Source organism: Leptolyngbya cf. ectocarpi LEGE 11479, from assembly GCF_015207065.1.
Taxonomy (GTDB): Bacteria; Cyanobacteriota; Cyanobacteriia; order Phormidesmidales; family Phormidesmidaceae; genus Leptothoe; species Leptothoe ectocarpi.
Genome location: NZ_JADEXP010000224.1, coordinates 1 through 10,600, shown reverse-complemented (window position 1 = coordinate 10,600; position 10,600 = coordinate 1). Strand labels below are relative to the sequence as shown.

Here is a 10,600-nt window from a genome sequence, read left to right as displayed (position 1 = left end):
AAGAGACAGGTGCCCGTGTACGACCAGGATGAGAACGGTGCTCTCACCGGTATCCGCTATGAATATCCCAAAGCCGATGACCATATCATCAAACATCTGTTGCCACTGCTGGAAGAGGCTGGAACCCAGCTGGTATTTTATGGTCACTCCCACCTATGGAACCGGTTTGAAAGCGATAGCGGTATGCAGTTTTTAGAATCCTCTAACGTTGGCAACAGCTACGGTGCTCACATGGCCGACAACCCCAGACCGGTCCCCGACAATCGCTACAAAGAAACCTATGACGCCATCGGAGATCCCAATGGTCTCACCCCCATAGTCCCCACATTAAAACCGCTAAAGGATGATGCGGGTAATCCATTGCCCTATATCGCCAGCAACGACATCACCGCCTTTAGCATTTTAGACACAGGCTCAGGCACCATCAGCAGCTATTACTTCGACACCAGCCAACCCACATCAGACGTCGTGCGATTTGATGAATTTAAGATAGGACAGCCATGACATTACCCTTTGATGCCGACGCCACCCAGCAGCGAGTAGACAACTTTTGGCAACTAAGCGCCAGCTTTGGCATGGAGCGCAACGCCTACCATAACTATCTCAACGAGATTGTGAGCGATCGCTATGCCTTAGTCAAAGGGTTGCAAATCCTGCGCGATGAGTTACAGTTTGCGGCCGCTAGCCCCACCGACATTAAAGCCTGCGGGGCCGATATGAGTCTCCCCAGTGTGGTGACTACACTGGCCTACACCAACTGTGGCGATCGCATCCACCAAGGAGAAGCTACCAAACGCTACCGTGATGTAGTCGCCTCCCGATTTGCCACCCTTTCCGAAATCGGCGAACTCAAGCTAGAAGCGTTTTTCCCAGCAGGTGGCGGTACCGACAATGGGGCCACCCTAGCCCATGTAACCGTAGCCCACGAACTAGACGAACAGCTGAAAAATCGCATCTATGCAGGTAATCCTCAGTCGATTTCACTGGTGGCCATCGACCTCAAGACCCATGTAGGCCGACTGCGCGATAGCGACAATCAAGTCTACGGCAAAACCAGAGAATCCCCCTGGCGAGAGCCCCGTGACGCCTGCGGTGCCATTGTGGGAGCCCTCAATAACTACAATCAGCACAATCTAATTCACCGTCGCATCCGTGACGATTTGCGAGAGCGTAATTTTCAGTATCTCTCCAACAATCAGATTTTTACCGACGACGGCGTGGATATTACCATGGCCATTGCCTCAGCCATCGTGGCGATTCGAGGTATTCGTAATACAGCGATGGCGCTACCCCAGGAACTAGATGAGCGGGGGGTGGCCCACTTGACCGCTAGTATGACGGTTAATCGGCCCTCGCGGGATGATTTGGTAATCTACCTAGCACGGGCGACGGTGTTTAATGGCAAGATTCGGATTCAGGGGTTAGGGACAGAAGCTGAGAAGTATGACGGTCAGCTGGTGGAGTATGCCAAGGAGCGACGGCTACAACTGCGGTACGCGGATTGGGATTGTGAAGATCTGCCGATAGAAGAGATTAACTACAAAGTGAGGGAGTCCGAAAGATAATTTTTTGCTCTTTTTCCTTGTAGCTAGCTAAGTGACACGAGATTTCTCTAATACAAACTGATAGGCCGTATTTGTGTAATAACAAAACCAGCTAGTAATACCTATGAGTTTAGCGCCATCCTCAAGCAGAGACCTCCACTCTCCAAGAAAGAAAAACCATGGTTTAAGAATGGTATCGACTCCAACAGAAATGCCTAGAAATCCAACCGCTATCAGCATAAATCCATACTGACTTCGCAAGATAGTTCGGCGAAACCAGAAAAGATATAAAATGACCGCAATCACGACTAGCATTAAGACTATATTCTCGGGTATACCCATGTAGATGGGAAATAGCTTATCGTGCAGCAAGAAAAAATCGTCAATCAACAGGTATGTAGACAGGCAAGCAGAAGCCAGACAGAAATGAATGGCTTTATAGTTTTTGGTCTGTCTCAAAACTCCTGCAGCAAAAAAGCAGATTGTTGCTGTTGCGCACCATAGAAGAACACCGACATTCGAAAGCAAACCGGAGAGTGGGTGAATATCAGCAATTGCAGCAACATCTTCAATTAAATTGTAAAGAGGTGCTTGAAATAGTACTTTAGCTAGCCCAACTGCCAGGATCAATAAAATTGAAGGGATAAAAGTAAGCAATTGCCAGCGCTCTTTCAATATCATAACGGGTAAAAAAAGTTCTCTATTAATAGTTTTTAGGGGACACCTACAGCTAACTCTCAGGTTCTTCTCAATGCCATACGTTACTGTCAAACACTAAGTAGCAGATAACCGTGTCAGCATATGTTTGGGACTAGACATCATCCAATATTAAAAATCAAAGATGAACAAACGTCAGACAGATGCCCCTACTATCTTAACTTTTAGTTAACCCTATCTTAACCTTGAATTTGCTTAGACAGCTCGATGATTCTCCATGATGACGTAGCTGTGAAGCGGCAAGTGATACACATCACAGATTTCTCAAAAACTAACGTGCTAGTTCTGACCGAGACAGTTATGATGGCCCTAATGATCGCCTAACTCTGCGGAATTACCATGTCTCAGCAGCGCAACCTATTGACCGTATTAGGATGTTCCAGTTCCCTAGCTCTAGTACTAGCGGTAACCCCGTCAGCCTTAGCCAACCCAGTAGAAACCCAGTCAGCTAACGACGCTCACTCTTTGCCTACCTTAACTCAGGCAGACGATAACCCCATCATGGATGCCCTAAGCTGCAAATGTGCCCGCTGCGTTATGGGCCAACAGGCTAACCTGTAAAGGATCGCTGGAGGCCTACTTAGCCACTCGACGCCAGAGTCACACCAAACAAGCAGAGGCCCAGCAACAACACACAGCCAGACCCAGCAAACCTTAGCCACTGATGCAAACGACGATAATGCCGTTTGCTCAGATGAATCCGGCGTTCGGCATAGTTTCTACCCATCAAGGCTAACGTGCCAATCCAGGCTAACGTCATAGCCATGCCCACTGAGATGGCTATGACCATGGCAATGCTGGGCACCAGCAAATTGTTAGCAGACCCATAGAGCAAAATCAGCAGGGCACCGCTGCAGGGCACAGAACCAATCGCTAACGCCAACCAATCGCTGACCCGCTTCGGCTCAACACAGGTAAGACAGCCACAGTCAACGGCAAGTGCATTCCCAGAAGACGCTTCCACCTGCTTGGTTAGATCAGGATATAGCACTAAGTCAGCCGCCTTAGCCCCAAGACCGACTGGCTTGGCTTTGTGCCGCCAGGGAATGGCCTGCCAAAACATCCAACCACCAATGATGGCAATTGCACCATAGCTCACCAGCTGCACCAGCCGGTAATTATCCGGTGTGCTCTGGCGCAGGACTAAGGTTGTCAGCACTACCACCCCAATTGCTGACAGCACGTGAAAAACAGCAATTTGAATTCCCATGGTGAGCCCTCGCCGTAAGCTCCCCCCCTGGCCAACAAAGTAGCTCATAATCACCGCTTTGCCATGTCCTGGCCCTAGAGTATGGAGCACCCCATAGCTAAAGGAAATTAACAGTCCCCATAGGAAAGTGCCTGGGGAGCGTTGCCGATGCACATTCCCTACAGCCTGGGTGAGCATGGCTGAAGCCCTTGCCTGTAAGCGCTGCCACCAGGAACCCGAGGGCAGTGGTTGTTGCCCAATAGATACTGGCGGTGTCTCGGAAAGAGTGAGATGATTGAGCGTCAGGGCATAGCTGACGTCAACCGGACGGGAGCCATCTACCTGGAATACCTCATAGGTGGCGGGCTGCGATCGCAGTTGCCCCTCTACAACCACTGGAGTAAACAGCCCTGGCTCTGCCAGCGCCTGCTCTGGTCGAATGTAAACTATCTGGTTGGGTGGCGGTGGGGGTACATGGATGCAGGCTCCAACATAGGGTACAAGCAAAAAATCTGTTACCTGTTCAGATTGATTCCAGGTCAATGGCAGGATATAGCCCGAAAGTTCTACAGTTTTTCCGATCCATTGCGAGTTGATGGATTGAGACTTTTCCTGCCAGTAAGCCTGAGCCTGATCAATCTGGGACAACAACTCTTCTACATCCAGATCTTGGGCCTGAAGCTTTTGGTTTAATCGCAACACCTCTCGCGATTCTAGGCTATCTGGGCTGGGCTGGTTGTCTTCTACCCAGGTCTTTAGTCCTGCGAGGGTTGCCAGGTCGCGAGTTTGATCAATAGATAGATGGGCGTAGGGATTTTGTAGGGTGGTCGCAGGGGGCTGCAATTTTTCCCAAGTGATAAGTGTCTGAGCCAGGGTTGAGCTAGCTACATTCCAGACTAGACAAACGCTAACGATGAATAACCCAAAGTATCGACCCCATCGTCTAAGAAAAGCCGGAGACAAGAGCGGGCAAACTTGAACCTTAAGTTTAGCTATCTGATAGGGCACAGGGTATTACCCCAGAAAGGAGAACATGCCGCCCATTGTAGGTCACTCCATCTGGTCGATGACTTAGCTTCCTTACTAAGCTCAGAGAATCAATGTATCGTAAGGTTCTGGCTTAACGTCAGGAACCTTAGTCAAAACGTTTTCGTACGTTGACCGATTACCTCGACTGGCTCGTTCCCCTAAATAGTCTTCGGTGGTTAATGCAGAGATTTTTTCAGCTATTGCCAGCACAACAAACTGATCTAACGAGACCCCATCTTGTTCAGCAAGCTTTTGTAGACTTTTATACAAAGAATCAGGTAGCTGGATATTTAAAGGGCTCATAATAACGCTCCAATTGAACCTAAAAATTCTGCTGGTGTAATAGCACTTATTCCAAACTACTCAATGCCAGCAAAATCGCGAGTGTTATATGTCACTACGCTATCACACTCAGCTTTAACTGCCAGTTCCAGCACCATATCGTCCTTTGAATCGCGCAGATAAGGTCTCCAAAGAAAGAAAATTTGATGATGGGTTGCAACAGAGCATTGAAAATCGATGAAATTCTGAACATCTGAAACATCTATGGACAGTTTCGGGAGCTGCCGTAGGATTACCTCTTCATATTCCAAGACTAATGGTACAGAAAGGTGGATATTAAAGCTTTTTGTGCCCACAAGTCTCAGTAATTGGAAAGAAGCTCCATTTCTAGATCGTAATCCCGCAATGATTACGTTTGTGTCAATTACGATTTGGGGAATAGGCATTTACGCTGTCAATGCTGGTACAGGCGGAACCTCTGATAGAGTTCCCAGCCAGAGATTAGGAAACAGTAAGGCGGCCGGGAACTAGTATGCAAGTCTCGAATCCTGTTGCCTAATGCTGCTAAACGCAATATCTATTGCTTTTCCTTATCAATCGTCTTAGAAAAACGGGCTGCAGAAATTGATATTTTGAGACACAATGAATACTAAAGCAACATGCGTGTTGTTAAAGTCGCGTGTTTTAGGACACCCCATCGAGGTAACCCATGGTTGTAGCTGCCCCAAATCTTGCTAACTCTGCTGATAAGCGCCTTACCCTGACAACGGGTGATCTGGCGGACAATACCACGGTGATTCGTTCCCTGGACTGGGACCGGGACCGGTTTGATATTGAGTTTGGCCTGCAGAATGGTACCACCTACAACTCCTATCTGGTATGCGGGGAAAAGACGGCGCTGATTGACACATCCCATGCCAAGTTCCGCCAGATCTATATGGATGCACTGACGGGTTTGGTGGATCCGAAAGAAATCGACTATATCGTTATTAGTCACACTGAGCCGGACCACAGCGGCCTGGTAAAGGATGTGCTGGACCTGGCTCCCCAGGCCGTGGTAGTAGGGGCAAAGGTGGCGGTTAAGTTCCTTGAGGACCTGGTGCATCAGCCGTTTGAGTCGATGCTGGTAAAAAATGGTGACACCCTGGACCTGGGTAAAGGGCATGTGTTGAAGTTTGTCAGTGCGCCTAACCTGCACTGGCCCGACACGATTTTTACCTACGACCAAAAGACTGGCCTGCTCTACACCTGTGATGCGTTTGGAGCCCACTATTGCACCGACGATACGTTTGACGAAGATCTCGAAGCGCTGTCTCCTGACTTTCGCTTTTACTATGAGTGTTTGATGGCTCCCAATGCCCGCTCGGTGCTCTCTGCGATGAAGCGTATGGACAAGCTGGGGGAGATTAGCACCATCGCCACCGGTCATGGTCCTTTGATTCGCCATAACTTGGAAGAACTCACAGAGCGCTACCGGCGCTGGAGTAATGAGAAAAGCAAAGCCGAGAATATGGTGGCGGTTTTCTATGTGTCGGACTACGGCTATTGCGATCGCATCTCCCAAGCCCTAGCTAAAGGCATCACCAAAACCGGTGTCGCCGTCGAAATGATGGATATGCGCCTTGCCGATCCCCACAATGTTACTGAACTCGTGGGCCGAGCCAAAGGTATTCTTTTGGGCATGCCCCCATTGACAGGACAGGGTGCCGAAGAAACCCAAACCGCCCTCAGCTCTATCCTGGCTGCCGTCAATAACAAACAAACCTTTGGTCTATTTGAGTCCTACGGCGGCGATGACGAACCCATCGATACGCTGCACACCAAACTGCAGGATCTAGACCTGAAAGTAGCCTTTGACCCCATCCGCGTCAAAGATACCCCCTCTGAGGCACTCTACCAGCTCTGCGATGAGACCGGTACTGACCTGGGACAGGATTTAGCCCAGGCCAAAAAAATCAAGAAAATCAAATCCCTCGATGCTGACCTGCAAAAGGCTCTGGGACGCATCAGCAGCGGTCTCTATATCATCACCGCCGCCAAGGGTGAAGTTACCAGTGCCATGTTAGCCTCCTGGATTTCCCAAGCCAGTTTTCAACCCCTGGGCTTTACCATTGCCGTTGCCAAGGACCGGGCGATTGAGTCTCTGATGCAGGTGGGCGATACCTTTGTCCTCAACATTCTTGAAGAAGGGAATCATCTACCGCTGATGAAACACTTCCTCAAGCGGTTCCCACCCGGTGCCGACCGCTTTGCCGGAATTCGTACTCGTCCCGCTGAGAATAAGTCTCCTATCCTGGCCGATGCCCTGGCTTATCTGGAATGTACGGTAAATACCCGGATGGAACTTACCGATCACTGGCTGGTGTACTGCACCGTTGAGGAGGGTAAAGTCTCAAAGGATGAGGCCATCACCGCCGTACACCACCGTAAGATTGGCAACTATTACTAAACGCTAGTTTACAGGCCTTGGCAGGGAGCCAGCCGGGTAGAGGGTCGTCGGACTGTCTACCCGGCTGTTCTATGGACACAGAAAACGTTTGAATAGCTCTCGCTTTAGTTGGATAGATATACTAGTTGGCGATTTGTTTGAGACACTGAGAGTTATGAAACGGTTAAGTTTATCCTTGGCTGCCGTCACAGCACTGGTCTTGGGGGCACAGACTCGCATGTTTGCCCAGTCAACTAGTGAACGACAGAAAGTGATGCCCAATTTGCTTCAACGTTCTTTAGTAACAACCGTAGCTTTGCTCAGCCTAGTTACGGTGACCAGTCGTCCATTACTAGCCCAAACATTAGCCGAAGAACAGGCTCAAACCTTACTGCTTGAGGCTGACTCACTGGCAGATACAAGTGAGTCTGTCGATTCAGTGTTGGCCGCCTATGAACGGGCCTTGAATGCCTATCGTCCTATCGATAGTACAGATGTCAGTTTGAGTATTTTCAGCATCCTGACGGATTTGAACTATGTCAACTGTCGGGATCCCCAAGCCGTTGACTGGGCGATCCAAGCCTTACAATTCATAGAGCAGCAGCAGCCCGACGACAGTTTTAACGGCTCTCAGCATTTTAATAACCATGGCGATTGGTCCCAGCGTTTGGGCGATCTGTACCGGGCTAATAACCAGCCGGACCAGGCTCTAGCCGCCTATGACAGCGGCTTGGACTATAGGGCCGATTGGCCCCAATCAGCGACGGTCTCGCCAAATTTAGTGCAAATGGCGACTCTGTTACAATCGCAGCTATCGTTACTGGCCCCTGATAGTGATGCGGCTGAGGAGATCCAAGAACAGCTAGTCGCCACCTGGCAACAGGCAGGTGCTGTAACCGAAGTGGATGGTTTATTGAGCAACGCGGAAAGATTAGCTGAGACTGACACCCCAGCCCCAGCCTTACTAGCTCAGGCGCTAGATAGCAGCCGTCGCCATCGCTACCCAGCAGGAGAGTTACGTGCCCTTTTACTCAGTGGCCAGGCTGCCATCGATGGCGGCGATTATGATGATGCCAGTGACTATGCTCAACAGGCCATTGAACTGACAAAACAGCTGCAGTATGGTGAGAACTTTGAGGACAATGCGCTATACGTATTAGCCCAAGCTGAATGGGGCAAGGGGAATCTTCAGGCCGCTATCGACCATTACACAACATTGCAAGAGATGGTCGATACCCAGTCACTAACTATGGACGTTAACAGATTTGAAATTGTTACCAGTCTTACTGCCCTGTATCAGCAAACAGGACAAATGGCTCAGGCCCAAACGCTGATTGATCGCTATGCCAATCAATCAGCAATCCCAAGGTTAAGGGTTTCTAGGTCTCCATTTCGATTTCCAAGGCTTGTGGGAACATTTAATGCCGTTTTGCCCCACCGCACCTGCGACCAGCCAGAGACTGAAACCAGTCCCTTTTTAGTCCCCTCTCTTCCCGTTCGGCGTCCTGGCCGAGGTATCCGGATGATACCCCACACGGTACCTCGGCCAACACCCATACGTTCACAACCGAGCCGTTCGATCGAATAAGTCCAAGCTCAGAACAGGCTAGCCGATATTGTATCGTCGCTCCAGATCAGGTTAAGGGGCATCAAAACTGAGTAGGTACCATGTGCTGAGTGTCTTTTGGGGGACGCTTGTAATTGATCGCATCCTGCCGCTTGGGTAGGACAATGGGCTCGTAGGGCAGATCTTGGTAAGGAATCAGGCTCAACAAATGATTGATGCAGTTGAGCCGAGCCCGCTTTTTATTATCGGCATCTACTACGTACCAGGGTGAGTTCGTCGTATCGGTCATGGCAAACATGTCATCTTTCGCCTTGGAGTATTCCACCCAGCGCGCCCGAGCTTCTAGATCCATGGGGCTGAGTTTCCAGCGCTTAGTCGGGTCGTCAATGCGTTGTTGAAAGCGTTTTTCTTGTTCTTTGTCGCTCACAGAGAACCAGTATTTAACCAGGATTATGCCCGAGCGCTGGAGCATGTGCTCAAACTCAGGACAGGTGCGCATAAATTCGGTGTATTCACTGTGGGCACAAAAGCCCATAACCCGCTCCACACCAGCCCGGTTGTACCAGCTACGGTCAAACAGAACAATCTCGCCAGCCGCCGGTAGCTCGCTCACATAGCGCTGAAAGTACCACTGGGTTCTCTCTTTGTCAGTGGGTTTTCCTAAGGCTACAATTCGACAGCCACGGGGATTTAGACATTCGGAAATACGTTTGATCACACCGCCCTTACCAGCGGCATCTCGACCTTCAAAAATAACGACAACTTTAAGCCCCGCGTGCTTAACCCATCCTTGCATCTTGACCAGCTCTAGCTGCAGGCGCTCCAGCTCGGCTTCGTAAACAGCCTTGCTGAGTTTTTTGGTGTTTTTTGAGTTTTTAGCCTGGACAGACTTGTCCTTTTTGGTGTCATGTTTGGCACTTTTCTTGTTATTAGCAGCCATAGGAATCGTCGCTATCTGATTAATCGAGGTTTTAGTCGCCTTTGCTCTGCTGGCTTTACGTTTAGAGGTCCTATGTTTTAGAGCTGATTTTTTGATGGCTTTGGGTTTGTTGGAGGCCTCTTTTAAAACGTCGGTATCCGCATCCTTTAGGGATTTATGTACGTTCGGTTTAACCATGGCATGTCCCACAATGTCTTGATGACTGTCAGGATATGTGCTGAATTGTGAAATTGCGGATGTACTTAGGCTACTCTAAATAATTGCGAGAAAATAAAAATAATAATGTAACGAGAGCGATCGGACTTCGACTTCGCTCAGCCCTCAATTATCTGAGATCCAGAAATTTAGATGGTTGAGCGGAGTCGAAGCCAGCGGTGTTAGAGATGTATATTTCTCTATCCGCCTAGTGCAGCTAAACCTTAGAAAGGCAGCCGAATACCGCCTGGTAATGGAATCACATCGTCGACTTCATCGATAATGCGGTCAGTTACCCGGTCAACCACCACATTGGCTACGGCATTCACCGCTGCATTGGCAAAGCTGCTGTTGCCCGTGGCCGCCACATCAAAAACACAGCCATCCATTTGGTCTTCAGGTACACCAGCGGCCTCACATTCTGCGATCGCAGCTTCCAGTTCAGCATCGCTAACGCCATTCAGAGTCAGGTACTGCTCAGGAAACCCACGGTTGGTAAAGCTAGCCGTGGTGAGGCCAGTGGGGTAGTCAAACAGCGACTCGGCTTGGGTAATGCGCCAGCTATCGCCAAATTGCTGGTTGAGCTGCTCAAAGTAGGCGGTCTCCAGCTCGTATACCGGAATAGCGGCAGGCAGAGCCCGGCTGAGGGTGTTGGTGGCAATGCTGTAGGTGGAGCGGGCGGGTAAGGCAGTACCGTCGCTGCCAATCA

10 protein-coding genes and 1 pseudogene are annotated in these 10,600 nt (G+C 49.7%); 5 read left to right on the top strand and 6 right to left on the bottom strand.

Translation table 11 applies throughout. The features are described from left to right. Positions 1 to 504, top strand: a pseudogene (locus IQ260_RS20420) (metallophosphoesterase); the annotation flags it as partial. Next, on the top strand, positions 501 to 1,565 hold the full coding sequence (locus IQ260_RS20415; RefSeq protein ID WP_193994935.1) for a hypothetical protein: 1,065 nt from the start codon (positions 501 to 503) through the stop codon (positions 1,563 to 1,565). The pseudogene IQ260_RS20420 and the gene IQ260_RS20415, both read left to right, overlap by 4 nt. A gap of 27 nt (positions 1,566 to 1,592) precedes the next feature. Here the strand turns inward: IQ260_RS20415 and IQ260_RS20410 are convergent, their stop codons facing one another. Continuing rightward, positions 1,593 to 2,219 (bottom strand): hypothetical protein, encoded by a 627-nt coding sequence (locus tag IQ260_RS20410; protein ID WP_193994934.1) that lies wholly within the window; start codon positions 2,217 to 2,219, stop codon positions 1,593 to 1,595. Positions 2,220 to 2,600: 381 nt separating this feature from the next. Between IQ260_RS20410 and IQ260_RS20405 the strand changes: the two genes are divergently transcribed. Continuing rightward, positions 2,601 to 2,822 (top strand): hypothetical protein, encoded by a 222-nt coding sequence (locus tag IQ260_RS20405; protein WP_193994933.1) that lies wholly within the window; start codon positions 2,601 to 2,603, stop codon positions 2,820 to 2,822. Between the two features lie 19 nt (positions 2,823 to 2,841). Here IQ260_RS20405 and IQ260_RS20400 read toward each other — a convergent pair whose 3' ends face one another. From IQ260_RS20400 to IQ260_RS20390, 3 genes are all read right to left on the bottom strand, one after another. Continuing rightward, the gene (locus tag IQ260_RS20400; protein WP_228016299.1) at positions 2,842 to 4,293 is read right to left on the bottom strand and encodes a HoxN/HupN/NixA family nickel/cobalt transporter; all 1,452 of its coding nucleotides are present in this window, start codon (positions 4,291 to 4,293) and stop codon (positions 2,842 to 2,844) included. 246 nt (positions 4,294 to 4,539) lie between these two features. Further along, a complete protein-coding gene (locus IQ260_RS20395; protein ID WP_193994932.1) occupies positions 4,540 to 4,782 on the bottom strand; it encodes a toxin-antitoxin system HicB family antitoxin in 243 nt (80 codons plus the stop codon). Between the two features lie 56 nt (positions 4,783 to 4,838). Continuing rightward, a complete protein-coding gene (locus IQ260_RS20390) occupies positions 4,839 to 5,207 on the bottom strand; it encodes a putative toxin-antitoxin system toxin component, PIN family (RefSeq protein WP_193994931.1) in 369 nt (122 codons plus the stop codon). A 263-nt stretch (positions 5,208 to 5,470) separates the two neighbouring features. Here IQ260_RS20390 and IQ260_RS20385 point away from each other — a divergent pair, with 263 nt between their 5' ends. Then, positions 5,471 to 7,210 carry a diflavin flavoprotein gene (locus tag IQ260_RS20385; protein WP_193994930.1) on the top strand — a complete coding sequence of 580 codons (1,740 nt, stop codon included), beginning with the start codon at positions 5,471 to 5,473 and terminating at the stop codon, positions 7,208 to 7,210. Between the two features lie 154 nt (positions 7,211 to 7,364). Beyond that, complete coding sequence (locus IQ260_RS20380) at positions 7,365 to 8,777, top strand: tetratricopeptide repeat protein (protein WP_193994929.1); 1,413 nt, start codon at positions 7,365 to 7,367, stop codon at positions 8,775 to 8,777. A gap of 61 nt (positions 8,778 to 8,838) precedes the next feature. Here the strand turns inward: IQ260_RS20380 and ppk2 are convergent, their stop codons facing one another. Together ppk2 and IQ260_RS20370 are read right to left on the bottom strand one after the other, a co-directional pair. Continuing rightward, complete coding sequence (ppk2, locus tag IQ260_RS20375) at positions 8,839 to 9,696, bottom strand: polyphosphate kinase 2 (RefSeq protein ID WP_228016298.1); 858 nt, start codon at positions 9,694 to 9,696, stop codon at positions 8,839 to 8,841. A gap of 419 nt (positions 9,697 to 10,115) precedes the next feature. Continuing rightward, positions 10,116 to 10,600 (bottom strand): hypothetical protein (locus IQ260_RS20370; RefSeq protein WP_228016297.1); only part of this gene is annotated, 485 nt, incomplete at its 5' end.

Bases quoted from the DNA above. Each gene is read 5' to 3' on its own strand.
- IQ260_RS20415 (WP_193994935.1), top strand. From the start codon at position 501: ATGACATTACCCTTTGATGCCGACGCCACCCAGCAGCGAGTAGACAAC.
- IQ260_RS20405 (WP_193994933.1), top strand. From the start codon at position 2,601: ATGTCTCAGCAGCGCAACCTATTGACCGTATTAGGATGTTCCAGTTCC.
- IQ260_RS20395 (WP_193994932.1), bottom strand. From the start codon at position 4,782: ATGAGCCCTTTAAATATCCAGCTACCTGATTCTTTGTATAAAAGTCTA.
- IQ260_RS20390 (WP_193994931.1), bottom strand. From the start codon at position 5,207: ATGCCTATTCCCCAAATCGTAATTGACACAAACGTAATCATTGCGGGA.
- IQ260_RS20385 (WP_193994930.1), top strand. From the start codon at position 5,471: ATGGTTGTAGCTGCCCCAAATCTTGCTAACTCTGCTGATAAGCGCCTT.
- IQ260_RS20380 (WP_193994929.1), top strand. From the start codon at position 7,365: ATGAAACGGTTAAGTTTATCCTTGGCTGCCGTCACAGCACTGGTCTTG.
- ppk2 (WP_228016298.1), bottom strand. From the start codon at position 9,696: ATGGCTGCTAATAACAAGAAAAGTGCCAAACATGACACCAAAAAGGAC.